This window comes from Streptomyces sp. AC558_RSS880 (assembly GCF_019049255.1).
GTDB lineage: Bacteria > Actinomycetota > Actinomycetes > Streptomycetales > Streptomycetaceae > Streptomyces.
In genome coordinates this window covers 121,792-147,445 of record NZ_JAGMUJ010000059.1, presented here as the reverse complement: position 1 = coordinate 147,445, position 25,654 = coordinate 121,792, and the positions used below count along the sequence as shown (strand labels likewise).

The 25,654-nt window shown below is 71.3% G+C and carries 20 protein-coding genes, 1 tRNA gene and 1 pseudogene; 13 read left to right on the top strand and 9 right to left on the bottom strand.

The genetic code is table 11. From position 1 onward, the window contains the following. From KUM38_RS20780 to KUM38_RS20760, 5 genes are all read left to right on the top strand, one after another. Window positions 1-612, top strand: a 612-nt coding sequence (locus tag KUM38_RS20780) for an EboA domain-containing protein (RefSeq protein ID WP_217130904.1), incomplete at its 5' end; no start/stop codon positions are given. Continuing rightward, complete coding sequence (locus tag KUM38_RS20775) at window positions 612-1,502, top strand: TatD family hydrolase (RefSeq protein ID WP_217130903.1); 891 nt, start codon at window positions 612-614, stop codon at window positions 1,500-1,502. The genes KUM38_RS20780 and KUM38_RS20775, both read left to right, overlap by 1 nt. Window positions 1,503-1,505: 3 nt before the next feature. Next, window positions 1,506-2,675: a metabolite traffic protein EboE gene (eboE, locus tag KUM38_RS20770; RefSeq protein ID WP_217130902.1), complete on the top strand. Its 1,170-nt coding sequence runs from the start codon at window positions 1,506-1,508 to the stop codon at window positions 2,673-2,675. Continuing rightward, window positions 2,672-4,051, top strand: coding sequence for a nucleotide pyrophosphatase/phosphodiesterase family protein (locus KUM38_RS20765; protein WP_217130901.1), 1,380 nt, complete (start codon window positions 2,672-2,674; stop codon window positions 4,049-4,051). Before eboE ends, KUM38_RS20765 begins: the two co-directional genes overlap by 4 nt. 115 nt (window positions 4,052-4,166) lie before the next feature. Continuing rightward, entirely contained in the window at window positions 4,167-5,369 is a 1,203-nt protein-coding gene (locus KUM38_RS20760) for a sugar phosphate isomerase/epimerase (RefSeq protein ID WP_217130900.1), read from the top strand. A 79-nt stretch (window positions 5,370-5,448) separates the two neighbouring features. Here KUM38_RS20760 and KUM38_RS20755 read toward each other — a convergent pair whose 3' ends face one another. From KUM38_RS20755 to KUM38_RS20740, 4 genes are all read right to left on the bottom strand, one after another. Continuing rightward, window positions 5,449-6,828 (bottom strand): OFA family MFS transporter, encoded by a 1,380-nt coding sequence (locus KUM38_RS20755; RefSeq protein ID WP_217130899.1) that lies wholly within the window; start codon window positions 6,826-6,828, stop codon window positions 5,449-5,451. A 123-nt stretch (window positions 6,829-6,951) separates the two neighbouring features. Continuing rightward, window positions 6,952-9,096, bottom strand: coding sequence for an acetate--CoA ligase family protein (locus KUM38_RS20750; RefSeq protein WP_217130898.1), 2,145 nt, complete (start codon window positions 9,094-9,096; stop codon window positions 6,952-6,954). A 4-nt stretch (window positions 9,097-9,100) separates the two neighbouring features. Continuing rightward, entirely contained in the window at window positions 9,101-10,333 is a 1,233-nt protein-coding gene (gene frc, locus KUM38_RS20745) for a formyl-CoA transferase (RefSeq protein ID WP_217130897.1), read from the bottom strand. Between the two features lie 11 nt (window positions 10,334-10,344). Beyond that, a complete protein-coding gene (locus tag KUM38_RS20740) occupies window positions 10,345-12,027 on the bottom strand; it encodes a thiamine pyrophosphate-binding protein (RefSeq protein WP_217130896.1) in 1,683 nt (560 codons plus the stop codon). 202 nt (window positions 12,028-12,229) lie between these two features. On the opposite strand from KUM38_RS20740, the gene sucC reads away from it, so the two are divergent. The 4 genes from sucC to KUM38_RS20720 all read left to right on the top strand — a co-directional run bounded on the left by sucC (window position 12,230) and on the right by KUM38_RS20720 (window position 16,126). Next, window positions 12,230-13,360, top strand: a complete 1,131-nt coding sequence (gene sucC, locus KUM38_RS20735; RefSeq protein ID WP_217130895.1) for an ADP-forming succinate--CoA ligase subunit beta — start codon at window positions 12,230-12,232, stop codon at window positions 13,358-13,360. A 14-nt stretch (window positions 13,361-13,374) separates the two neighbouring features. After that, complete coding sequence (gene sucD, locus KUM38_RS20730; RefSeq protein ID WP_217130894.1) at window positions 13,375-14,292, top strand: succinate--CoA ligase subunit alpha; 918 nt, start codon at window positions 13,375-13,377, stop codon at window positions 14,290-14,292. 56 nt (window positions 14,293-14,348) lie between these two features. Then, entirely contained in the window at window positions 14,349-15,893 is a 1,545-nt protein-coding gene (locus tag KUM38_RS20725) for an aldehyde dehydrogenase family protein (RefSeq protein WP_217130893.1), read from the top strand. Window positions 15,894-16,041: 148 nt separating this feature from the next. Further along, window positions 16,042-16,126 (top strand) — tRNA-Leu (locus tag KUM38_RS20720). A gap of 130 nt (window positions 16,127-16,256) precedes the next feature. On the opposite strand, the gene KUM38_RS20715 is transcribed toward KUM38_RS20720, so the two are convergent. Further along, entirely contained in the window at window positions 16,257-18,644 is a 2,388-nt protein-coding gene (locus tag KUM38_RS20715) for a tetratricopeptide repeat protein (RefSeq protein WP_217130892.1), read from the bottom strand. A gap of 191 nt (window positions 18,645-18,835) precedes the next feature. Further along, a complete protein-coding gene (locus tag KUM38_RS20710) occupies window positions 18,836-19,645 on the bottom strand; it encodes a class I SAM-dependent methyltransferase (RefSeq protein WP_217130891.1) in 810 nt (269 codons plus the stop codon). 223 nt (window positions 19,646-19,868) lie between these two features. Here KUM38_RS20710 and KUM38_RS43620 point away from each other — a divergent pair, with 223 nt between their 5' ends. Beyond that, a complete protein-coding gene (locus KUM38_RS43620) occupies window positions 19,869-20,120 on the top strand; it encodes a tetratricopeptide repeat protein (RefSeq protein WP_374227062.1) in 252 nt (83 codons plus the stop codon). A gap of 115 nt (window positions 20,121-20,235) precedes the next feature. Here the strand turns inward: KUM38_RS43620 and KUM38_RS20700 are convergent. Then, window positions 20,236-20,658 (bottom strand): annotated as a pseudogene (locus tag KUM38_RS20700) (SAM-dependent methyltransferase); the annotation flags it as partial. 90 nt (window positions 20,659-20,748) lie between these two features. Between KUM38_RS20700 and KUM38_RS20695 the strand changes: the two are divergent. Further along, window positions 20,749-22,275: a hypothetical protein gene (locus KUM38_RS20695; RefSeq protein ID WP_217130889.1), complete on the top strand. Its 1,527-nt coding sequence runs from the start codon at window positions 20,749-20,751 to the stop codon at window positions 22,273-22,275. Between the two features lie 281 nt (window positions 22,276-22,556). Continuing rightward, on the top strand, window positions 22,557-23,180 hold the full coding sequence (locus KUM38_RS20690; RefSeq protein ID WP_308409004.1) for a DUF6461 domain-containing protein: 624 nt from the start codon (window positions 22,557-22,559) through the stop codon (window positions 23,178-23,180). 76 nt (window positions 23,181-23,256) lie between these two features. Here the strand turns inward: KUM38_RS20690 and KUM38_RS42955 are convergent, their stop codons facing one another. After that, window positions 23,257-23,385, bottom strand: coding sequence for a hypothetical protein (locus KUM38_RS42955; protein WP_302181243.1), 129 nt, complete (start codon window positions 23,383-23,385; stop codon window positions 23,257-23,259). 129 nt (window positions 23,386-23,514) lie between these two features. Further along, entirely contained in the window at window positions 23,515-24,246 is a 732-nt protein-coding gene (locus tag KUM38_RS20685; protein WP_217130888.1) for an EcsC family protein, read from the bottom strand. A 460-nt stretch (window positions 24,247-24,706) separates the two neighbouring features. Between KUM38_RS20685 and KUM38_RS20680 the strand changes: the two genes are divergently transcribed. Further along, the gene (locus KUM38_RS20680) at window positions 24,707-25,651 is read left to right on the top strand and encodes a serine/threonine-protein kinase (RefSeq protein ID WP_217130887.1); all 945 of its coding nucleotides are present in this window, start codon (window positions 24,707-24,709) and stop codon (window positions 25,649-25,651) included. Window positions 25,652-25,654 lie beyond the last annotated feature (3 nt).

Here is a 25,654-nt window from a genome sequence, read left to right as displayed (position 1 = left end):
CTGGGCGGAGCCGCCCGCGCCTGGCTCGACCAGGCCCTGGACGAGGCCGCCGCCCACCCCGGCACCCACGGGCCCATCTCCGTGTGGGAGCTGCGCCTGGCCGAGGCCGGCCGCCGCTGCGGCCCCGCCCACGCCGACGCCGCCCGCGTCCTCATCCTGCACGCCGCCCACGCAGACGCCGACGCCCTGACCCGGGTCTACTTCCAGGGCACCGCCGACGAACGCCGCGCCGTCCTGCACGCCCTGCCGCACCTCGTGCCCGACGGGCCCGACGCCCTCCCGCTCGTCGAGGACGCCCTGCGCACCAACGACACCCGGCTCGTCGCCGCCGCCCTCGGCCCCTACGCCGCCCGGCACCTGGACGCCCACGCCTGGCGGCACGCGGTCCTGAAGTGCCTGTTCACCGGTGTCCGCCTCGACCAGGTGGCGGACCTGGACCGGCGCGCCCGGGGCGACGGCGAACTCGCCCGCATGCTCGGTGACTACGCCGCGGAACGCACCGCCGCGGGCCGCCCCGTCCCCGAGGACCTGCACCGCGTCCTGGCCCTGGCCGGCTCCGCCCCCGCCACCCCGCCGCACGGCACGGACGACCCCCACGGCAAGGAGTCCTGATGCGCATCTTCGACCCCCACATCCACATGACGTCGCGCACCACCGACGACTACGAGGCCATGTACGCCGCGGGCGTCCGCGCCGTCGTCGAGCCCTCCTTCTGGCTCGGCCAGCCCCGCACCTCCCCGGCCTCCTTCCTCGACTACTTCGACGCCCTCCTCGGCTGGGAACCCTTCCGCGCCGCCCAGTACGGCATCGCCCACCACTGCACGCTCGCCCTCAACCCCAAGGAGGCCAACGACCCGCGCTGCACACCCGTCCTCGACGCGCTGCCCCGGTATCTCGTCAAGGACAACGTGGTGGCCGTCGGCGAGATCGGCTACGACTCCATGACCCCCGCCGAGGACACCGCCCTCGCCGCCCAGCTCCAGCTCGCCGCCGACCACGGCCTGCCCGCGCTGGTGCACACCCCGCACCGCGACAAGCTCGCCGGGCTGCGCCGCACCCTCGACGTCGTGCGTGAGTCCGACCTGCCCCTGGACCGCGTCCTCGTCGACCACCTCAACGAGACCACCGTCAAGGAGGCCAAGGACAGCGGCGCCTGGCTCGGCTTCTCCGTCTACCCGGACACCAAGATGGACGAGGAGCGGATGGTCGCCATCCTGCGCTCCTACGGCCCCGAAAAGGTCCTGGTGAACTCTGCCGCCGACTGGGGCCGCAGCGACCCGCTCAAGACCCGCAAGGTCGCCGACCTGATGCTCGCCGAGGGCTTCACCGAGGACGACGTCGACCGGGTGCTGTGGCGCAACCCCGTCGCCTTCTACGGACTCAGCGGCCGCCTGGACCTCGACGTCGGCGCCACGGACGCCACCCACGAGGGCAACTCCATCCTCCGCGGCGCACCCAGAGACGAGCCGGAACCGGCCGGCGGCCCCGCCACGGAGGGGTGAGCCATGCGCTTCCGCCACCCCGACGGCTCCACCGTCCACCTCGCCTACTGCACCAACGTGCACCCCGCCGAGACCCTGGACGGCGTCCTCGCCCAGCTCCGCGACCACTGCGAGCCGGTCCGCCGCCGCCTCGGCCGGGACAGGCTCGGCATCGGCCTGTGGCTCGCCAAGGACGCCGCACACGCCCTCGTCACCGACCCCGCCGCCCTGCGCGGACTGCGCTGCGAACTCGAACGGCGCGGCCTGGAGGTCGTCACCCTCAACGGCTTCCCCTACGAGGGCTTCGGCGCCGAGGAGGTCAAGTACCGCGTCTACAAACCCGACTGGGCCGACCCCGAGCGCCTGGAGCACACCACCTCCCTGGCCCGCGTCCTCGCCGGACTCCTCCCCGACGACGTCACCGACGGCAGCATCTCCACCCTGCCCCTCGCCTGGCGCACCGTCTACGACGAGCAGCGAGCGGAGACGGCCCGCACCGCCCTGCGCACCCTCGCCGAACGCCTCGACGCCCTCGAGGAGCTGACCGGGCGCTCCATCCGCGTCGCCCTGGAACCGGAACCCGGCTGCGTCGTCGAGACCACCCGGGACGCCATCGCCCCGCTCACCGCGATCGCCCACGACCGCGTCGGCATCTGTGTCGACACCTGCCACCTCGCCACCTCCTTCGAAGACCCGCACACCGCCCTGGACGACCTCACCCGGGCCGGCGTACCCGTGGTCAAGTCCCAGCTCTCCGCCGCCCTGCACGCCGAACAGCCCCACCTCCCCGAGGTCCGCGAGGCCCTGGCCGCCTTCGCCGAACCCCGCTTCCTGCACCAGACCCGCACCGCCACCCTCGCCGGACTGCGCGGCACCGACGACCTCGACGAGGCCCTGGCCGGCGACACCCTGCCCGACGCGGCTCCCTGGCGCTCCCACTTCCACGTCCCGCTGCACGCGGCCCCCACCGCGCCCCTCACCTCCACGCTGCCCGTCCTGAAGTCCGTCCTGACCCGGCTCGTCGGCGGCCCGCACCCCCTCACCCGCCACCTCGAGGTCGAGACCTACACCTGGCAGGCCCTCCCGCCCGAGCTGCGCCCCCGCGGCCGCACCCAGCTCGCCGACGGCATCGCCGCCGAACTCACCCTGGCCCGCGACCTGCTGACGGACCTCGGCCTGAAGGAACTCCCATGACCGGTCCCACCCCCCTTCTCGTCCTCGACGTCGTGGGCCTCACCCCCCGTCTCCTCGACCACATGCCCCACCTCAAGACGCTCGGTCAGTCCGGCTCCCGCGCCCCGCTCGGCACCGTCCTGCCCGCCGTCACCTGCGCCGCCCAGTCCACCTTCCTCACCGGCACGATGCCCGCGGAGCACGGCATCGTCGGCAACGGCTGGTACTTCCGCGAACTCGGCGACGTACTGCTGTGGCGGCAGCACAACGGCCTCGTCGCCGGCGACAAGCTCTGGGACGCCGCCCGCCGCGTCCATCCCGGCTACACCGTCGCCAACATCTGCTGGTGGTACGCCATGGGCGCCGACACCGACATCACCGTCACCCCCCGCCCGGTCTACTACGCCGACGGTCGCAAGGAACCCGACTGCTACACCCGGCCGCCCGCCCTGCACGACGAACTCACCGAGAAGTTCGGCACCTTCCCCCTGTTCCACTTCTGGGGCCCCGGCGCCGACCTGGTCTCCAGCCAGTGGATCATCGACGCCACCCGCCACATCATGCGCACCCGCCACCCCGACCTGACGCTCTGCTACCTCCCTCATCTCGACTACGACCTGCAGCGCTTCGGCCCCGACGACCCGCGCTCCCTGAAGGCGGCCGCCGACCTCGACGCCGCCATCGCTCCGCTGCTGGACGACGCCCGCGCCGAGGGCCGTACCGTCGTCGCCCTGTCCGAGTACGGCATCACCCGCGTGAACCGGCCCGTGAACATCAACCGCGCCCTGCGCCGCGCGGGCCTCCTCGAGGTCCACACCCAGGACGGCATGGAGTACCTCGACCCGATGGCCTCCCGCGCCTTCGCGGTCGCCGACCACCAGCTCGCCCACGTCTACGTGCGCCGCCCCGAGGACCTCGACGCCACCCGCGCCGCCCTCGACGGACTGCCCGGCATCGAGCAGCTCCTCGACGACGAGGGCAAGAAGACCCATCACCTCGACCATCCGCGCGCCGGCGAACTCGTCGCCGTCGCCGAACCCGACGCCTGGTTCACGTACTACTACTGGCTCGACGACGACCGCGCGCCCGACTTCGCGCAGCTCGTCGAGATCCACCGCAAACCCGGCTACGACCCGGTCGAACTCTTCATGGATCCCCTCGACCCCTACGTCAAGGTCAAGGCGGCCACCGCACTGGCGCGCAAGAAACTCGGCATGCGCTACCGCATGGCGGTCGTGCCCCTGGACCCCTCACCTATTCGCGGCAGCCACGGCCGCCTCCCCGCGAGCGACGACGACGGTCCGCTCCTCATCTGCTCCACCCCCCGCGCTGTCGGAGACCGCGTCGCGGCCACCGATGTCAAGCAACTCCTGCTCCGGCTGGCCGGACTCGGCTGACGCACCAGCAGGTACGGCCCCCGAGATCCGACTACCGAGAGTGAAACACACGGCACTGACAACGGCCGGTCCCGGCGGGACCGGAACCGGCCACGACCGAGAAGGCAGGCCACCCGTGACCCTGTACTCCGACCCCTCCCGCACCGAGGCCGCCACCGCCTCCGCCGCCGACGCCCCCGACGAGGGACTGCGCCGCACCCTCGGTGTGGACCGGCGCCGTTTCCTCAGCACCTGCACCGCCGTGGCGGCCGGAGCCGTCGCGGCCCCCGTCTTCGGCGCCGCCCCCGCCCTGGCCCACGACCGGGACAGAGACCACGGACACGGACACGGACGCGGGCAGGTGCTCGTCCCGCCGCACAAGCGCGGCATCATCCTCTACACCGTCCGTGACGCCACCGCCCGCGACCCGCTCGCCACGGACCTGCCCTCCGGCTTCCGCGAGGTGTTCAAGCAGCTGGCCCGTCACGGTTACCGCCAGGTGGAGTTCGCCGGCTACCGCCAGCACGCGAACGCCCCCGGCGGCGCCGACCTGGAAACCGTCGAGGGCGCCAGGCTGCTGCGCTCCTGGCTCGACGACCACGGGCTGCGCGCCCAGGGCAACCACGGCTTCATCCCGCCGTCCTGGCCGCTGACCACCGCGGACCTGGACACCTTCAAGAAGCACCTCGAGATCGCCAACATCATCGGCATGGACCACATGGGCACCGGCGGCGACCCCACCGGCAGCTCCTACCGCGCCGACTGGGACGTGGCCGCCGACAAGTGGAACGCCCTCGGTGCGATCGCCCGCCGCGAGGGCATCAAGCTCTACACCCACAACCACGACAGCGCCTACGGCTTCCTGCTCGACGGCGGCCCGCTGGACGACCAGGGCCGGCCGACCCGCAGCTCCGGCATCCGGAAGCTGGAGTACTTCCTCAAGGTCACCGACCCCAGGCTCGTCTGGCTGGAGATGGACATCTTCTGGGCGCACGTCGCCCAGTACAAGTTCCACACGTACACCGCCCACGACGGCTCCACCCGGAAGAGCGTCTTCGACCCGGCCGGCCTGGTCGCCCGCAACAACAAGCGCTACCCGCTGTTCCACGCCAAGGACGGCGTCGTCAGCACGACCAACGGCATGGGCTACGACATGGTGCCCTTCGGGACCGGCGTCATCGACTACACGACGTTCTTCTCGCGGGTCGGCGAGCGGAACTACCACAACCCGATGGTCGAGGACGACAACTCCCCGAGCGCCACCGACCCCGCGCAGTCGCTGCGGGAAGCCAAGATCAGCTACGACAACATGGCGGCCCTGCGCAAGCGGCGCCGCTGACCCGGAACACGGACCGGGCGGCCCTTCCCGCGCGCTGCGGGAGGGGCCGCCCGGTCCGTGCGGGGCAGGCTTCGCCAGGTCATCCCTCGCCGAGCGGACGGGGGTTGGGCGTGATGCGCTTGTCCTTCGAGCGCCCCGGTGGTTGCAGGAACAGCGCCACGAAGCCGGCGAAGAGCGAGATGCAGCCCGCCAGGGTGAAGGCGCCGTTGTAGCCCCAGGCGCCGACGACCACGGCCCCCATGCCCGCGCCCAGTCCGGAGACGAGCTTGGAGCTGTAGACCATCCCGTAGTTGGTGGCGTTGTTGTTCTCACCGAAGTAGTCCGCCGTCAGCGCCGCGAACATCGGGAAGATGGCTCCGCCGCCGAAGCCGGAGATGGCGGAGAAGACCAGGAACAGCGGCAGGTTCTTGATCTCGGCCGACCAGATGATGCCGAACTGGGCGAGGCCCAGGATCGCGCACACGTAGAGCAGGCACTGCTTGCGGCCGTAGAGGTCGGAGAGCCAGCCGATGACACCGCGCCCGGTGCCGTTGACGATCGCCTTCAGCGACATCGCGGTGGCCACGATGCCGGCCGCGAAGCCCGCGTCCTCACCGATGTCCACCTGGAAGGCGATGCCGAAGATGTTCACGCCGGAGGTGCAGGCCAGACAGAACCACATCAGCGCCACCCGGCCGGTCCTCCACGCCTCCAGCGGGGAGTACTGCTTGACGGCCGGGGGGTTCTTCTCCAGCGAACGCCGGGCCCGCGGGTCGTCCGGCGGGTTCAGCGGGTCGACGGAGGCCGGCCACCAGTTCTTCGGCGGGTCCCGGAAGTAGAAGCCGGCGAGAGCCACCGTCGCGGCGAGGAAGACACCCGCCGAGACCAGCACCCAGCGGAAGTTGGAGCCGTCCATGTAGCCGTGGAAGATGAAGACGAACGGCACCGAGCCGTAGGCGAAACCGCCGTTGACGAAGCCGGTCTTGCCGCCCCTGCGCTCCGGGTACCACTTGCCGACCATGTTGACGCAGGTCGCGTACACCATGCCCGCGCCCATGCCGCTGAACACGCCGAACCCGATGAAGGCGAGCGCGACATGCGGCGCGAACGCCAGCGACAGATAGCCGAGCAGCGTGCCGACCGAGCCCAGCATCATCGCCCAGCGCGCGGGCAGTTTGCCGTTCTCACGCAGCCGCCCCGCCGGAAAGGCGACCGCGGCCTGGCAGAACACCCAGGCGGTCATCATCCAGTAGATGCTGCCGCTGGACCAGTGGTGGGCCTCGTGGAGCGTGTCCTCGGCGGACGCGAACGCGTACTCGGCGGAGGAGATGCCCATCATGCCGATCCAGGGCAGGATCACCATCCACTTGCGTTTGCGCCCCATGATGTCGATGTCGGACTCGCCCACGCGGTAGACGCGTCCGTTCCTGTCGGTCACCTCCCGGTAGGCGGCGACCCGTGTGACATCGGTGGTTGTCATGTCGTTTGCACCCCTTGCGTCGAAAGTTCTGGCCAGCGCCCCCTGTCCAATGCCTTTCGTGCGCGCGCGGGTCCTCGGGGCCGGCCGACGCGCACCCGTCGGCCGGCCCCTCGCGGCCTCACCTCATGAACCGCCCCCCAACGCCCCTGCGGCCCGCGCCCACCGGTACTTGGCGCCCAGCACGGCCACCGGCTTCTCGGTGGTGTACGGGTACGCCACGACCCCGCGCTCGAAGAGGTACTGACACGCGTCCTCGACCTCCACGTCGCCCGCGAGGGACGCCACCACCGGCTTCTCGATCCCGCGCTCCCGGAACTCGGCCACCACCCGCGCGGTGAGTTCGGCGAACACCATGGGAGGAGTGACGATCGTGTGCCAGTAACCGAGCACCAGCGCGTGGATGCGCGGGTCCTCAAGACCCAGCCGGATCGTCGCCTCGTACGTCGACGGAGGCTCGCCCCCGGTGATGTCCACCGGGTTGCCCGCGGCCCCGAACGGCGGGATGAACTCCCGGAACGCCGCGTCCAGGTCGGCCGGGATCTCCATCAGCGACAGCCCGTTGTCCGTCACCGCGTCCGACAGCAGCACCCCGCTGCCACCGGCCCCGGTGATGATCACCACGTTGTCGCCCCGCGGAGCGGGCAGCACCGGCAACGCGCGCGCGTACTCCAGCATGTCGTTCAGACCCGGCGCCCGGATGACGCCCGCCTGCCGCAGGATGTCGTCGTACACCGCGTCGTCGCCCGCCAGCGCGCCGGTGTGCGAGCCCGCGGCCTTCGCGCCCGCCGCCGTACGCCCCGCCTTCAGCACCACGACCGGCTTCTTCGGCACGGTCGCCCGCGCGGCCTCGACGAACGCGCGCCCGTCCTTGAGGTCCTCCAGGTGCATCGCGATGCACTCGGTGTGCGGGTCCTCGCCGAACCAGGTCAGCAGGTCGTCCTCGTCCAGGTCCGACTTGTTGCCCAGGCCGACGATCGCCGACACACCCGTCCTGGTGGTGCGCGCGAAACCCAGGATGGCCATGCCGATGCCGCCCGACTGGCTGGTCAGCGCGACCCCGCCCTTGACGTCGTACGGCGTGCAGAACGTGGCGCACAGGTCCTGCCAGGTCGAGTAGTAGCCGTAGATGTTGGGCCCGAGCAGCCGGACGCCGTGCCGCTCGGCGATCGCCACGATCTCCTCCTGGAGCTCGTGCTCACCGGTCTCCGCGAACCCGGAGGGGATCAGCACGGCGTTCGGGATCCGCTTGCGCCCCACCTCCTCCAGCGCCGCGGCCACGAACCGGGCGGGAATCGCGAAGACCGCCACATCCACCTCACCGGGAACGTCGGTGACACTCTTGTACGCCTTGCGGCCCAAGATGTCATCGGCCCTGGGGTTCACCGGGTGGATCTCCCCGGCGAAGCCGCCGTCGACGAGGTTGCGCATCACCGAGTTGCCGATCTTGCCGGACTCGTTCGACGCGCCGATCACCGCCACCGAACGCGGCTGCATCAGCCGCCGCATGGAGGTCAGGATCTCCTCGCGCGAGTAGCGCCGCCGCTCCTTCGGCGCCCCGGTGGAGAGGATCACCCGGATGTCGGCGGCGACTGCCCCGTCCGCCGTGGCGATCACCGGGTTGAGGTCCACCTCGGCGATCTCCGGGAAGTCCGCCACGAGCTGTGACACCCGGCGGATCTGCTCGGCGAGGGCCCACCGGTCCACACCCTCCTGACCGCGCACACCGCGCAGGACCTCCGCCGCCCGGATCGAGTCCAGCATCGACAGCGCCTCGTCGGAGTCCACGGGCGCCAGCCGGAACGTGACGTCCTTGAGCACCTCGACGAGCACCCCGCCGAGCCCGAACGCCACGACCTTCCCGAACGTCGGATCGGTGACCGCGCCGACGATGACCTCCTGCCCCTTCGGCAGCAGCTCCTGCACCTGCACGCCGTCGATCCGCGCATCCGGGGCGTACGCCCGCGCGTTCTCCACGATCCGGTGGAACGCCGCCCGCACGTCCGCCGCGCCCTCCACACCGACGATCACACCGCCGGCGTCGGTCTTGTGCAGGATGTCCGGCGACACGATCTTCATGACGACGGGTTCGCCGAACCGCGCCGCGCACGCCACGGCCTCGTCGACGTCCGTCGCCAGCTCCTCACCGGGTACGGCGATCCCGTACGCGTCGGCGATCACCTTGCCCTCGGGAGCGGTGAGCGAGGTGCGCCCCTCGGCGCGCACCGCGTCCAGCAGCGCCCGGACCCGCAGCGTCCGGTCCTCGGCCATCACCTCAGATCACCCCGTTCGACTTGAGCAGGCGCAGCTCCTCGTCCCCGAGGCCGAGTTCACCGACGTAGACCTCTTCGTTGTGCTCGCCGAGCAGCGGGGAGGCCACCACGTCGACGGGGGAGTCGGAGAGCTTCAGCGGGCTGCCGACGGTGACGAACTCGCCGCGCTCGGGGTGCGGGACGGTGACGACCATCTCGTTGGCGACCAGCGAACGGTCCTCGATGATCTCCCGGGTGGACAGGATCGGCCCGCACGGGATGTTGTGCGCGTTCAGCCGCTCCAGCACCTCCCACTTGGGCAGCGTCGAGGACCACTCCTCGATCAGCTGGAACATCTTGTTCAGCTTCGGCAGCCGCGCCTCCGGCGTCGCCCACTCGGGGTCGTCGGCCAGCTCCGGCCGGCCGATGAGCTCGCTCAGCGGCTTCCAGCCGACGGGCTGCACGATGACGTACACGTAGTCGTTCGGGCCGCCCGGCGCGCACTTCACCGCCCAGCCCGGCTGGCCCCCGCCGGACGCGTTCCCGGACCGGGGAACCTCGTCGCCGAAGTCCTCGTTGGGATATTCGGCGAGTGGACCATGGGTCAGGCGCTGCTGGTCGCGCAGCTTCACCCGGCAGAGGTTGAGCACCGCGTGCTGCATGGCCACGTTCACCCGCTGCCCGCGCCCGGTGCGCTCCCGCTGGAACAGGGCGGCGAGGATGCCCGCCACCGCGTGCACACCCGTGCCCGAGTCCCCGATCTGGGCCCCCGTCGCCAGCGGCGGTCCGTCCTCGAAGCCGGTGGTCGACATCGACCCGCCCATGGCCTGCGCGACGACCTCGTACGCCTTGAAGCTGGTGTACGGGCCGTCCCCGAACCCCTTGATGGAGGCATAGACGATCCGTGGATTGATCTCCCTGATGCGGTCCCAGGTGAACCCCATCCGGTCGATGGCGCCCGGCCCGAAGTTCTCGACCATGACGTCCGAGCGCCGGATCAGCTCGGTGAGGATCTCCTTGCCGCGCTCGGTCTTGGTGTTGAGGGTGATGCTCCGCTTGTTGCAGTTGAGCATCGTGAAGTAGAGGGAGTCGACGTCCGGCAGGTCGCGCAGTTGCTTGCGCGTGATGTCACCGGTGGGCGCCTCCAGTTTGACGACGTCCGCGCCGAGCCAGGCCAGCAGCTGGGTCGCGGAGGGCCCGGACTGGACATGCGTCATGTCGAGGACGCGGATGCCCTCAAGTGCCTTGGGGGTCATGGGCGTGCACCTCACTTGTACATGGTCTGGTTCATGGTTCCGGGGGCGTACGCGTCCGGGTCCACCCAGACGTTGATCAGCGACGGCTTGCCGGACTCGCGGGCCCGGCGCAGCGCGGGGCCGATGTCGGCGGGGTCCCGGACCTCCTCGCCGTGACCGCCCAGCATCCGCGCGAACTCGTCGTACCGGACGTCGCCGAGGGTGTTGCCGACCCGCTCGCGCTCCTTGCCGTACTTGGCGGCCTGGCCGTAGCGGATCTGGTTCATGGAGGAGTTGTTGCCGACGATGCCGACGAAGGGGAGGTCGTAGCGGACCAGGGTCTCGAAGTCCCAGCCGGTGAGGGAGAAGGCGCCGTCGCCGAAGAGGGCGACGACCTCCTTGTCGGGCCGCGCCTGCTTGGCGGCGAGCACGAAGGGGACACCGACGCCGAGGGTGCCCAGCGGCCCCGGGTCCATCCAGTGCCCGGGCGACTTGGGCTGCACGACCTGCCCGGAGAAGGTGACGATGTCGCCGCCGTCGCCGATGTAGATCGAGTCCTCGGTGAGGAAGTCGTTGATCTCGCTGACCAGCCGGTACGGATGGATGGGCGAGGCGTCCGACCGCAGTTGCGGCAGCCGCTTCTCCAGGGCGGTCTGCTCGGCCGCCCGCAGCTCGTCCAGCCACTCCTTGCGCCTGGACGCACCTCCGTTCACCCGCCCGGAGGCCGCCTCGGTCACCGACTTCAGCACCAGCCCCGCGTCACCGACGATGCCGAGGTCGATGTCGCGGTTCTTGCCGACCGTGCGGTAGTCGAGGTCGATCTGCACGACCGTCGCGTCGGGGGAGAGCCGCTTGCCGTAGCCCATCCGGAAGTCGAAGGGCGTGCCCACGATCACGATGACGTCGGCGTTGGAGAAGGCGTACCGGCGGGAGAGCTGGAAGTGGTGCGGGTCGCCGGGCGGGAGCGTGCCGCGCCCCGCGCCGTTCATGTACGCGGGGATGTTGAGGACGCGCACCAGCTCGATGGCGGCCTCGGTGCCCCGGGTCGTCCACACCTGGCTGCCGAGCAGGATCGCCGGCTTCTCCGCGTGCACCAGCAGATCGGCCAGCCTCTCGACCGCCTCGGGATCTCCGGCCGACCGGGTCGAGGCCCGGTACGCGCCCTGCTGCGGCACCCGCGCCTTGGACACGGGCACCTTGGCGTCCAGCACATCGCGCGGGATCTCCAGGAAGGAGGGGCCGGGGGCGCCGTGGTAGCACTCGCGGAAGGCCATCGACACCATGTCCGCCGCACGCGCCGTGTCCGGCACGGTCGCCGCGAACTTGGTGATGGGGTTCATCATGTCGACGTGCGGCAGGTCCTGCAGGGATCCCATCTTGTGCTGGGTGAGCGCCCCCTGACCGCCGATCAGCAGCATCGGGGACTCCGCGCGGAAGGCGTTGGCGACTCCGGTGACGGCGTCGGTCGTCCCCGGGCCGGCGGTGACGACCGCGCAGCCGGGCTTGCCGGTGACGCGCGCGTAGCCGTCGGCGGCATGGGCGGCCACCTGTTCGTGCCGTACGTCGACGACCTCGATGCCCTCGTCGACGCAGCCGTCGTAGATGTCGATGATGTGGCCGCCGCACAGCGTGTAGATGCGGTCGACGCCCTCGGCCTTGAGTGCCTTGGCGACGAGATGACCGCCTGAGATGACGTCCTGGGTGTCGTCGGGCATGGCGAAGTCCTTGTCCCTTCCTAGGGGGTTGGGGAACGCTCTCGCGGTACATTGCATACAGTCGACGAATACTGTATGAAGCTTGTTATCCCGCATCCGATGGGTGGTGTCCAGGGGGTGCGCGGCACTTTTCAGTCGCCGGTCTCCGGCCCTTCCCGGCCCCTCTTCGGACCTTCCGGCGACTTCGCAGACAGGAGCCGAGATGGACCTGTACGAACACCAGGCAAGGGAACTCTTCGCGGAACACGGCATCGTGGTGCCGCCGGCCGAGGTCACCGACTCGCCCAAACAGGCCCGCGAGATCGCGCGCCGACTCGGCGGCCGAGTGGTCGTCAAGGCGCAGGTCAAGACCGGTGGACGGGGCAAGGCGGGCGGCGTCAAGCTCGCCGCCGACCCGGCCGCCGCCGAACTCACGGCACGCCAGATCCTCGGCATGGACATCAAGGGCCACACGGTCGGCACGGTGATGCTGGCCCGGCCCGTCGACATCGCCGAGGAGTTCTACGTCTCCTACGTCCTCGACCGCGCCGCCGGCCGCTTCCTGGCCATCGCCTCCGCCGAGGGCGGCATGGACATCGAGGAGGTCGCCGCCACCCGCCCCGGAGCCGTGGCGCGCGTCCCCGTCGACCCGGCCGAGGGAGTCACCCCGGCGACGGCGTCCCGCATCGCCGAGGCGGCCGGACTGCCGCCGGGGACCGTCGACGTCCTCGTCCGGCTCTGGGAGGTCCTCGTCCGCGAGGACGCCCTGCTCGTCGAGGTCAACCCGCTCGTCCGCACCCGGGACGGGCGGATCGTGGCGCTCGACGGCAAGGTCACCCTCGACGACAACGCCGTCTTCCGCCAGGCACGCTGGGGAGCCGAGGACGGCGCCCACCACGACCCGCTGGAGGCCGCCGCGGCCGCGAAGGGCCTCAACTACGTCAAGCTCGACGGCGAGGTCGGCATCATCGGCAACGGCGCCGGACTCGTCATGTCCACCCTCGACGTGGTGGCCGGCTGCGGAGCCCGCCCCGCCAACTTCCTCGACATCGGCGGCGGCGCCTCGGCACAGATCATGGCGGACGGCCTGGCGGTCGTCCTCTCCGACCCGTCCGTGAAATCCGTCTTCGTCAACGTCTTCGGCGGCATCACCGCCTGCGACGCGGTCGCCGACGGCATCGTCCGCGCCCTGGACACCGTACGGCTGACCAAGCCGCTCGTCGTACGCCTCGACGGCAACAACGCGGCCCGGGGCCGGGCCGTCCTCGACTCGTACGCGCACCCGCTCGTCGAGCAGGTCGCCACCATGGACGGCGCCGCGAGCCGGGCCGCCCACCTCGCCACCACACCCTGAGGAGACCGGACGACATGGCGATCCACCTCACCAAGGAGAGCAAGGTCCTCGTCCAGGGCATGACCGGCGGCGAGGGCATGAAGCACACCCGGCGGATGCTCGCCGCCGGCACGAACGTCGTCGGCGGCGTCAACCCCCGCAAGGCGGGCCGCAGCGTCGACTTCGACGTCCCCCAGTGCCTGAACGGCCTGGGAGGTACCCCCATCGCGGTCCCCGTCTTCGGCTCCGTCGCCGAGGGCATGGACGCGACGGGAGCCGACGTCACCGTCGTCTTCGTACCGCCGGCTTTCGCCAAGGCCGCCGTCACCGAAGCGGCCGACGCCGGCATCGGCCTCGCGGTCGTCATCACCGAGGGCATCCCCGTCCACGACTCCGTCGCCTTCCTCGCCCACGCCCGGCGCAAGGGCACCCGCGTCATCGGCCCCAACTGCCCCGGCGTGATCACCCCCGGCCAGTCCAACGCCGGCATCATCCCGGCCGACATCACCAAGCCGGGCCGCATCGGACTGGTCTCCAAGTCCGGCACCCTCACCTACCAGCTCATGTACGAACTGCGGGACATCGGCTTCTCCACCTGCGTCGGCATCGGCGGCGACCCCGTCGTCGGCACCACCCACATCGACTGCCTCGCCGCCTTCCAGGACGACCCCGACACCGACCTGATCGTCCTCATCGGCGAGATCGGCGGCGACGCGGAGGAACGCGCGGCGGCCTACATCCGCGACCACGTCACCAAGCCCGTCGTCGGCTACATCGCCGGTTTCACCGCGCCCGAGGGCCGCACCATGGGCCACGCCGGCGCGATCGTCTCCGGCTCGTCCGGTACGGCGCGGGCGAAGCGGGAAGCGCTGGAGGCGGCCGGAGTCAGGGTGGGCGCCACGCCCACGGAGACGGCCCGGCAGGTGCTCGCCGTCCTGAACGCCGACGGCTGAGGCCTTTCGCCGAGTCCCCTTTCTCTCGACCGTGCACCGAGAGCGGAGCGAACCGCATGCCACCATCCACCCTCACCCTCAAATCCGGCACCTCCTGGGCCGACGCCTGGCAGCGCTGCCTCACCGTCGCCCCCGAGGCCTTTCGGGACGACCGCGTCCTCAACCTCTGGAACGCCGCCTGGCAGCCGGACGGCCGGACGCTGCCCGCCGTCAGCCCCGTCGACGGCAGTCCCGTCGCGGGCCCGCCGCGCCTGGACCGGGCCACCGCCCGGCAGGCCGTGCGCGCCGCGCTCGACCAGCACCGCGCCTGGCGGCACGTTCCGCTGCCGGAGCGCAAAGCCCGCGTCGCCGCCACCCTCGACGCCCTCGCCCAGCACCGTGAACTCCTCGCGCTGCTGCTCGTCTGGGAGATCGGCAAGCCCTGGCGGCTCGCGCAGGCGGACGTCGACCGCGCCGTCGACGGCGTGCGCTGGTACGTCGACGGCATCGACGGCATGCTCGCCGGCCGCTCCCCGCTCGACGGACCCGTCTCCAACATCGCGAGCTGGAACTACCCGATGAGCGTGCTCGTTCACGCAGTGCTGGTACAGGCACTGGCGGGCAACGCGGTCATCGCCAAGACCCCGACCGACGGCGGCGTCGCCTGCCTCACCCTGGCCTCGGCACTCGCCGCCCGCGAGGGGATCCCCGTCACCCTCGTCAGCGGCAGCGGGGGCGAGCTGTCCGAGGCGCTGGTGCGGGCGCCGGAGGTCGGCTGCGTCTCCTTCGTCGGCGGCCGCGACACCGGCGCCGCCGTCGCCACGGCCGTCGCCGACCTCGGCAAACGGCACATCCTCGAACAGGAAGGACTCAACACCTGGGGCATCTGGAACCACTCGGACTGGGACACCCTCGGCGCGGTGATCCCCAAACTCTTCGACTACGGCAAGCAGCGCTGCACGGCCTACCCGCGCTTCGTCGTCCAACGCCGCCTCTTCGACGACTTCCTGGCCGCCTACCTCCCCGCGGTCCGCACGCTCAGGGTCGGCCACCCGCTCGCCGTCGAGCACCCCACCGACCCCCACCCACGCCTGGACTTCGGGCCGGTGATCAACGCGGCCAAGGCGAAGGAGCTCCACGACCAGGTCGCCGAGGCCGTCGACCGCGGCGCCGTCCCGCTGCACCGGGGCACACCGTCCGAGGCCCGCTTCCTGCCCGGCCAGGACACCTCGGCGTACGTCCAGCCGGTCACGCTGCTGAACCCGCCGCGCTCCTCCCCGCTGCACCACGCGGAGCCGTTCGGCCCGGTCGACACCATCGTCCTGGTCGACACGGAGGCGGAACTGCTGGCTGCCATGAACGCGTCCAACGGCGCGCTGGTGGCCACGCTGTCCACGGACGACCGGTCCACCTACGACCGGCTGGCCCCGCACATCCGCGCCTTCAAGGTCGGCCACGGCGTCCCGCGCTCCCGCGGCGACCGCGACGAGCTGTTCGGCGGCTTCGGCGCGTCCTGGCGCGGCGCGTTCGTCGGCGGCGACCTCCTGGTCCGCGCCGTGACCCGAGGACCGACGGGGGAGCGGCTGCCCGGCAACTTCCCGGAGTACCAGCTCATGCCCTGACCCACGTGACCGCCCGGACACGAACGGTGCACCCCGGACCACCACCGCCCGGAGGCACGGAAAACGCAGGTGAAAGGCACTGCGAAACCTTGGTATGGTTGTCCATGTCGCCGCGGGGGGAACATCCCGCCGAGGCGGCGGACACCTTGTCCGGGTGGCGGAATGGCAGACGCGCTAGCTTGAGGTGCTAGTGCCCTTTATCGGGCGTGGGGGTTCAAGTCCCCCCTCGGACACGCATTCCAGCGGTACGCATGCGAGGGCCTCGACCTGACGGTCGCGGTCCTCGTCGCGTTGTCGTGACTGACAGTGATCCCCAAGGCTTCGCAGCGGGCCGTCCGGTGCGAAGGAACCGGTGGCGCGTGGTCACAACCGCCGGGCCGGCTGGGCCCGGGTCTCACCGCCGGTGAGGCCGGTGAGAAGGGCCGCAGCCTCCGTACGGTAGGAGTCGGCCTTCGCCGGCTCGCCCAGAGCGGCGCAAAGGCCCGCCAGGGCGTCGAGCGTATACGCCTGCCACTGGATGTCTCCGAGCTGGCGGAAGGCGGCGAGACTGTCCTCGTAGTGCCGCACGGCGTCCTGGGCCCGGCCCATGCACTCGTAGAGTGCGCCGATGGCGTCCAGGATGCGTGCGATGCCACGCCTGTCCTCGTGGGTCCGCAGCAGGTCGGTGGCGGCCTGGTAGTGCGTGAGCGCTTGGTCGTACTGTTCCTGCTTGCGGTGGACGTCTCCTGTGATGCGCAGGGTCCAGCCCAGACCACGGCGTTCGCCGATGTCCTCGAAGACCTCGCGGGACTGGCGGAGCAGCGCCAGGGCCGTGTCCAGGGCGCCGGCGTCGATCTCCAGGTCGGCGTGCATCTGGAGAACCCATCCGCGAGTCCGCTGGATACCGCATCGCTCCGCGACGCTCAGCGCTCGAGCCAGGTAGAGGCGCGCCTTGTCGTGTTCGCCCCGTACCCGGTACAGCCAGCCGAGGTTGGAAAGGCAGTCGGCGGTGTCGGCCGCCTCGCCGACGCGTTCGAAGATCGCCAGTGCCTCGAGCCCGTGCTGCTCGGCCTCGGACAGACGGCCCTGGAGGCGCCGCAGCACGGCGAGGTCGCGGAGGCTGACGGCCACCCCCAGCTCGTCGCCGTCGGCTCGGCACGCCTCCAGTACCGGGCACTGGGTCCGCTCCCAGTCGCTCCACAGCGCATGGGTGTCCTGGTGGGCCACGAGCAGACTCGCGAGCTCCGACGCCGCCGTGGTCATGCCGGCGTCGCGCGCTTCACGGACCGCGCACAACAGGAACTCGTACTCGGACGCCAGTTGCTGAAGAACGTCCGGCTCCGTCTCCGGACCGCCGTCCTCGGGCGGTGCCGACCAGCGGGGGAAGCGGGCGGTCCGACGGTGGCTGCCCGGGGTCAACCGGCGCTCGGCGCGCTCCGTGAGGCTCAGACAGTGCCCGACCACCCGGCGGAGCGCCGCCCGGCGTTCGTCCCCACCGAGTACCTGGCCGGTGAGCAGCTCGAAGGCGTAGTCCCGTACGAGGTCGTGGTAGCGGTACACGGACTGCCCGACGGCGTTGTGCCCCAGCCACTCCAGCATCTGCGCCTCGGCGAGTTCGTCCAGGACCCGTTCCGCCTGCGCCCGCGGACAGTCCATGGCCGCCTGCAACGGCAGTACGGAAAACGTCGGCGCGTCGCACAGGGCGAGGAGCAGGAACGCCCGCTGGTTGACGGCGGACTGTGCGTTGTAGCCGACCGTGATGCTGGTCCGTACGTCGAGGCTGCCGGCCTGTAACTCCCCGAGCCGGCGGTGCTGAGTGGCCAGCCGGCGGGCGAAGTTCTCCAGTGACCAGGCGGGGCGCCCGGCCAGTCGGGCTCCCGCGATCCGTACGGCCAGTGGCAGCAGGCCGCAGGCGCGCACGATCTGTGAGGCTGCTGCCGGCTCTGCGGCGACTCGGGCGACACCGGCCAGTTTGCCCAGCAGTTCAACGGCCTGGTCGTGTTCGAGCACGCTCAACTCGAAGGACGTGCCACCTTCGAGGCCGGACAGCCGGGGCCTGCTGGTCACGATGACCAGCGATGCCGTCCCCCCGGGGAGCAGCGGCCGTACCTGGGTCTCGTCCCGCGCGTTGTCCAGTACGATCAGCAGCCGCAGGCCCGCCGTACGCGACCGGAACAGCCGCATGCGGTCGTCGAGGTCCTCCGGGACCGCCTCCGGGTCGACCCCCAGGTCGCGCAGCAGCACGGCCAGGATGTCGCCCGGCGCCCGTGAGGTCGTGTCCGAGGCGCCGCGCAGGTCCACGTACATCTGCCCGTCGGGGAAGTCGCGGGCCAGTTCATGTCCGAGCCGCACCGCCAACGCGGTCTTCCCGACGCCTCCGCGGCCCCACAGCGTCACCACCCGCAGCCGGTCGGACCGTCCTGCGCCACGTCGTCTCCACCGCTTCGGCAGTCCTGGTCCCAGGACCAGCCTCCGGATGTGCTTGACCAGCTCCCATCTCCCGGTGAAGTGATCCGTCGCTGCCGGAAGCTGGCGAATCGCGGTAGGTGCCGCGTGATCGGGTGCCCCGCCGACGGCTCCGTCTCCTTGGAGCACGGTGGTCGCCAGCAGACTGAGCACGGAGCCCGCCGTCCCCACCGCGGCACCCACGCCGATCACCCAAGGCTCCGGCGAGTTCACCGCATCGAGTGTGGCGGCACAGGCGGCCGCGCTCACCCAGGCGCCGATGAGCCCGACGGTGCGTGACCGGCGTGACGTTCCGCGTGCGGTCATGGACGCTCACTCCTCCAACCCGGGCAGTGGTCACCCTCTCGGCGCGGCACCGCGCCCGTGAGGTCCGGCGGCGGTCGGCCGGTGTCGCCGCGGCTTCCCGAACGCGGCCCCCCGGCCACCGGGGGCGGCCCCGACATCGAGCGAGCCCCTGGTCGCCATGCCCTTGCCCCCGTCATGCACGGGTCTTCCCCTCATCTCCTCGCCACGAACACGGTCCAGCCCTTCGGGTCCCGCCACGGTCCGGGGCCTTTGGCGAAGACCCGCGCCGCTTCCTCCCTCAGGGCCTCCACCATCCGGCCGTGCCGGACCGTGCCCCGTTCCAGCCCGTAGAACACGAGCAGCGAGGCGGCGAGCGCGGCCAGCGGCTCGGGCTCGTGGAATACCAACTCCCCGCGGTATTCGGTCTCCTCGACCTCACCGAAGGCATCCTTCAACAGCGGGCGCAGAGTCTCGGAATCCACACGTGGAAAGGGCGGTACCGGCATGCCTTCGCCGTTGATGCGACTGCGCAGCAGTCGCGCCAGCCCGGGTGTCGTGTCCATCATGTTGACCACGGCGATGAAGGCCCCGCCAGGACGCAGGACCCGCCGCGACTCCGCCAGCGCCTGCCCCAGGTCGGCCACGTGATAGAGCATGTGCCGCTCCATCAGGCAGTCCGCCGATCCGTCGCGCAGCGGGAGTGAGCAAGCGTCCCCCCGCACCACCGTGACGCCGCCCGCACGCGTCTCGCTCACCGCGGCCGTGGACCGGTCCACGCCGACCAGCAGCCCGGCGTGCCCGTCCCGGGCCCACCGCCGTAGCAGGTGCCCGGTGCCGCAGCCCACGTCCACCACTGTGCCCCGCGCTCCGGCCCACCGACGTGCCAGGGCCAGCGTCACTTCCTCCACCGTGTCCAATGGTGAGCTGTACGCCCTGTGCACGGCGCGCCGGGTCCGCAGTGCCCCCAGATCCGCGTACTCATGCTCGATGAGGTTCAAGTAGCCCCCAGAGGACCCACGCATCCCCGCCACAGTGGAACGGGATACTGCCCACCGCCACGTTCCCGCACACCTGCACGTGCCAGAACGTCACCCTGCGTAACCCCTTCGTCCCGTCGGCCGGGAAGCCACAGCCGGGCGCCACGCCGACCGACGACCGTGCCCCACCCTCACTCGGAAAGGGCGGCAAGGTGCGAACCGCCCCTTCGGGGCCGGCTGCCGGGACGGCCCTGCCGATCACGCGCGTATCGTCGGCGGCCGGCCCGGACCTCGGACACATCGCTGTCATCCCCACGCCCTGGGCAGCCGCCACAACCTCGCCGACGCGCTGTACGGGATGGGCCGGTATGCGGAGGCGGCCGACCATCACCGGCAGAATCTCGTCGCCCGTACCCGGGTCCTGGGCCCCGACCACCCCGACACCCTGACCAGCCGCGACGGTTTGGAGACGGCATTGCTGACTTCGGTTCGTCGGGACGGGCTTCGGCGAAGCCGCTGAAAGGCCGGGAGCGGTGGCGCGGACGGCGTCTTCCTGCCGGTCGGCGCCTCGCGTTCCTCAAGGACTGAAGGCGCGAGGAGCTGTTCGTCGCGCCCTCCCGTCACCGACCGGGGCACTACGTCTTCCGGGCCAGCCCGGCGGCGATGAGGCGTTCCCAGACGCCGAGCTCCCGTTCCGCGCCGGCGGCGTTCCACGGGCCGGTGGTCGTGTCGGGGCGCCACAGGGGCGCGGGGACGATCCCGGGGTCGAGGATCTCCAGGCCGTCCAGCAGGGAGGCGATCTCCTCGTCGGTGCGCCACCGGCCGCGGCCGAAGGTCTGCTGGAGGACCCGTTCGGCCTCCGTGGTCTCCGGGTTGTCGCCGGAACGGAAGTGGCTGACGAAGAAGTGACTCCCGGAGGGCACGTGGTCGCGCCAGTGGCGGACGATCCCGGCCGGGTCCTCCTCGTCGTTGACGTGGTGGAGGACGGCGCTGAGGACGACGGCGACGGGGCGGTCGAAGTCGATCAGTTCCAGGGTCTCCGGGTGGGTGCGGACGCCCGAATCGCCGACGATGACCGTACCCCTGTCCGCGTGGCCTCCTGCGGGGCCGCGAGTCCGTGGTCAGTGGACGGTGTTACTTTCCGTGACATGACCGATCACGCGCTACGGCTGCTGCGGCAGGACCGCCGTCTGGCCGAACTGGCCGCCTTCCCCTTCGACTTCGACCTGGACCGCGCCGCCCACGGCCCTGTCGAGGAGGTCCGCCTGGCCTCGGGCGGGTCGCTGGAGACGGTGGCCGGGGACGACACCGGCGGCACGTACTTCGTGTGCGCGGACGGCTCGGTGCTCTACGCCGGCTCGGAGGGCGTCGCGGGGATCATCGGCTCCAGTGTCGACGAGGCCCTGGAGCTCGTGATCGGCCTGCCCGGCTGGCGCGGCTACACACGTCTGTCGCCGGACGACGGCGAGGAGAAGATCCTGGCGTGCGTCGCGGAGACCGAGGACGAGATCCGTGAGTACTACGGAATCGACGAGGAGCGGGCCGGGCTCCGTGCGGCGCTGGGCTTTCCGGAACGCTCCCCGGTCGAGCTGGTGGGCAGACTGCGTGCCGCGCTGCTGCGCACCGAGCCGGACTTCGTGCTGCTCGACGCGGAGGAGGGGTGCGCGTACGACCGGTTGGGCCCGGCCGGGCCTCCGTTGTGGGAGCCCGTGCTCGCGGCGGGCCGCGCCGATCTCGCCCGCCTGCGGGAGGGCGACCCCACGGCATGGCGTGAGGTCGCCGAGGACCCGGTCCGGCGCCGGATCACCCTGCGGGCCGCGCAGTTCGACCGCGCCGAGGGCGATCTGGAGCTGCTGCGGCATCTGCTGCGGCACGAGACACGGTCGTCGATGACGGACGAACTGCGGCTCGCGGCCGTACTGGTCGGGCTGCACGGGGACACCGGGGATCTGCCGCTGCTGCTCGACGTCCGGGAGACGGACTTCGACACGGCGTGCGGCCTGGGCGGTGTGCCGGAACCGGGTGCGGGCGCGGACGAGTTGCGCCAGTGGGCGCGGGAGCTCGACGAGTCGATGTTCGGGACGGACCCGTCGGACGAGCCGGTCTCCACCTGGACCGACCTGGCGCGGGACCAGGGGATGACGGACCTCGCGCGGGTGACGCTGATCCGCGAACTCGACGACATCGTCATGGACCAGAGCAGACTCCGCCGCCCCGAGGCCCCCCACACCCTGGCCACGGCTCCGCTGAGCGGGCTCGCCCAGGACTTCGAGGAACTCGGCGACCTTCCCCAGGCTCTCCGCGCCCAGCGCCTGCACGCCACCCTTCAGGAGACGGCGTGGGACCGGGCCTCGGCCCGGCACACCCTCGCCCGCCTGGAGCGGGAGGCGGGCCGGCTGCCGCAGGCGGCGGACAGCCTGGCCGCCGTGCGCGACGCCCTGGCCACCCCGGGCGACGACTCACTGCGCCACTGGCAGCGGGTCAACCTCGGCCGTTTCATCGCCGAGGAGCACTACCGGCTGACCCTCGCCCTGGCCGACGCGGGCCGCTCCGAGGAGGCCCGTGTCCTCCTCACCGCCGCCGACGCCGTACTCGGCGAACTCTCGGGCAACGCCGCCAAGGGCGTCCGCGAGCTCGCCGAGCGGACCGCCGCACGCGTGCGGGAGGCCGACTGAGGACGGGCACGGCGGGCGGTCGACCCGCCGGGAAGCAGGGGCTGCCGAAGCAGCCTCCTCGCCCGCTGCTCCGAGCGACGCCCGGGAAGCTCGCGGCCGTTACGGATCATGAGGCAGATGCACGGCCGCGCGGGCTTCGACCTCCTTCAACATCACATCCTCCTGCACTGAACGTCACCCTCCGCCACCGCCGATCACGGGACAGAGCCGCTCGTTTGACAGACCGGGGGCCGACAGACACGATCTGGCAGGCGGAGCCGGTAGAGGGGACGGGGCAGAACATGGCAATGGACGCGCTCGACTGGGCGGGCGACCAGATGTGCGTCACCTTCACCCGGGGCTTGTACCCCGCCGAGGTGTTCACCCGCTACGGCGCCGACCTGGACCGTTCCCGCCTGCTCGATGCGGACGCCGCGTCCGACCTGCCCACAGGTCAGTCCGCCGCCGGAACGGTGTCGCTCCTACGGGCCGGAAGGCTCGGCGACTGGACGTTCTGTGTCGAGGATGACGGCGTCATCGGCTCGTGGCCTGAACTCCTCGCCGCGCTGTCCCGCGGCACCGAGACCTACAGCGTCCTGTCCACCGAGGGCCTTGCCGTCTTCCAGCACTGGCGCGATGGCCAGTGCCTGGAGAACTTCGAACCCGGCCCGGAGCAACCCCGGCCCGAACACTCCGGCCCTTGGTGGGACAGGGTCCAGGAAGCCCTGGCCGAGCACGAGGGCTCCGGAATCGCTCCCGTGGTCGCCCTCCTCCTCGACCACCTCGGTCTCACCCTGGACGACGTGACCCTGGCCGCCCCTTGGCCCACGCTGACCGTCGCGGAGGACGACGCCCCGTCCGCACCACGCGGCGACTCCTACGCGGGCGAGGGCCCGGTCCCGCCGGGCGCCATCGAGATCCTGTAGGTCCCGGTTTGTCCCCGCCGCCCCGTGCTCGTCAGAAGTCCGGGGACGGGTTTCGGCTTCCGGTACAGGCCGCTCCCTACAGCACCGTGATGCCGGTGATCGGCGGCCGGCCGTACAGGGCGAGGATCTCGTTGGCGAGGGTGATGGTTCGCATCGGGTTGTCCCGCTGCTGGTGGGCCTCGTACCGTCCGACCGCGGCGGGCACTTGCCTTCGCCGCGCGGGGCGTTCTTCGTCTCCTTGCCCACCGTCAGCGCGACGAGGATCACGCTGACGGTGCAGGAGATTCCGGAACCCGTGCGGCGGCACGCCTCGTCCGCTCGGTCCGCTTCTTCGTCACTCCGGTTCCTCGGCCTGCAGGATGTCGCCGCGCAGGGCCTTGTCCGTGGCCCGTCCGATGACCGCAGTCGATCCCGCGTCCACAGCGCCTCCGACAATGCCTCCCAGGATCGGGACGCCCTTGGCGAGCGTGATCGCGGCGCGCTTGGTTCCATACTTCGCGACGAGGTGGGTTCCGGCCTTCTTGTTGATCGCCCGGATCACCGTGATCGGGATCTTTTTGATCATCTGCTCACCGAACTTCTGGCCGACCTTCACGCCGAAGGACGCCAGAACGCTCTGTGCGCTCATCCCGATCGCGAGCATCATCGCGACGGTCCGCACGTGCGGATCACGGATGTCCCATCCCCGAAGGTGCGCGATGGCGCCGGCCATCCGCATATTGACCGTGATGGACGCGGCTACGTTCGCAGGGATCGTCACGCCTGCGGTGAGCAGGCCCCCGAGCCCGGTGACGAACCCCTGGGTCCCGGCCGCGGCCACGGACTCCTTGATGAGGCGGGCGATGACCGCGTCGATGTCGTCCTTCATGTCCTCGGGAGAACGGCGCTCATCGTCATCAGGTGCCCGGTAGTCGGCGCCCTGCCGACGCGAAAGACGGTCCTCGGCCCAGGCCACCGACCCCGTGATCGGCCCCACGCCGTTCACCATGACCTTCTCCGCGAGATCGGCGACCCACCGCCCGGCCTTCTCGACCGCTCCCTCGTCAGGAGTCTTCTCGTCGGCCATCACACACCCCTTCCGCGAGCGCCCCACCGCGGGGCGTCCCGCACTGCCACGGGCAGGAGAAGGAGTCCGTCGCCGGCATCCCGGCAAGGCTGCGGGCGGCTGAAGCCGCGTCCCCCTCGCCACCGCCCGTCCACCCCTTCGCGCCACGACGCCCTTCGCCGCGCCGCCCTTCACGAGCTGAAGCGCTTTCACCCTCTCATGAAGATGAAAGCATTGTCAAACCGCACCTGTTTGCTCGTGTGTGCTCGGTTCACGGACGGCGAGCGGACGCGGTCTGCCGCCTCGGCTCGGGCTGCATGGCGTCATGTTCGTGGGTCCGTACGGGATTCCGTGGTCCCTGGGGTTTTCCGGTCTGCGCACGGGGCTGGTTGACTTCTTCCGCGCGGGCTGACGGCTCCGGGCCTCCGGCCGGGCGGTCCGCGCGCCGACACACCGCTGGGACTCACTGAGGGAAGTGCACGTGGAGCAGTTCGCTGCGGGCAAGGTACTGCGCGGCAGGTACCGGCTGGACCGGATTCTGGGCAAAGGGGCGATGGGGCACGTCTGGCAGGGGACGGACGTGTATCTGGAGCGTCCCGTCGCGGTCAAGACCGTCGCCGCAGATCTCCTCGCCCTGCCGGACTGGCGCCGCACCGCCCTCGCGCGCTTCGAGAGGGAGGCCAAGACCGCCGCCCGTCTGGACCACGCCAACCTCACCACCGTGTACGACGCGGCCGTGACCGAGGACGTCTGCTGCCTGGTGATGCAGCTCGTCGACGGAACGACCCTCGACAACGTCGTCGACGGCGCCGACGACGGGCGCCTGCCGGTGCCCGCCGCGGTCTCCGTGGCCGCGCAACTGTGCTCGGGCCTCTCCGCCGCGCACGCCGCCGGCCTCGTCCACCGCGACCTCAAGCCCCAGAACGTCATGGTCCGCACCAGCGGCCTGGTGAAGATCCTCGACTTCGGTCTCGTGAAGGTCCTCTCGGACACCGACCCACAGCTCACCATGACCGGCGAGACGCTCGGCAACGTCGCCTACGCCTCGCCCGAACTGCTGGCCGGCGAGAGGCCGTTGGACGGTCGCAGCGACCTGTACGCGGTGGGATGCCTGCTGCACCACATGCTCACCGGCCACCCTCCCTTCCGTGGCCGGGGCCCCGCCGAGATGGTGACCCAGCACCTCACCGCGCCCCCGCCCCGCCTCGCCGACGGCGGCGTCGACGCCCCGGCCGCCCTCCAGGACCTGGTGCACGCCCTGCTCGCCAAGCGTCCCGAGGACCGTCCCGGCGGTGCGGCGGACGTGTACGAGGCCCTCGCCCCGTACCTGCCGGCCCCCGATCCGGCGCTCGCGACCCGCAGGATGCCGCCGGAGGATCCCCGGCGGCCGTTCCTCGTGCCGCAAGCGCCGGTCATGCCGCGTTAGCCG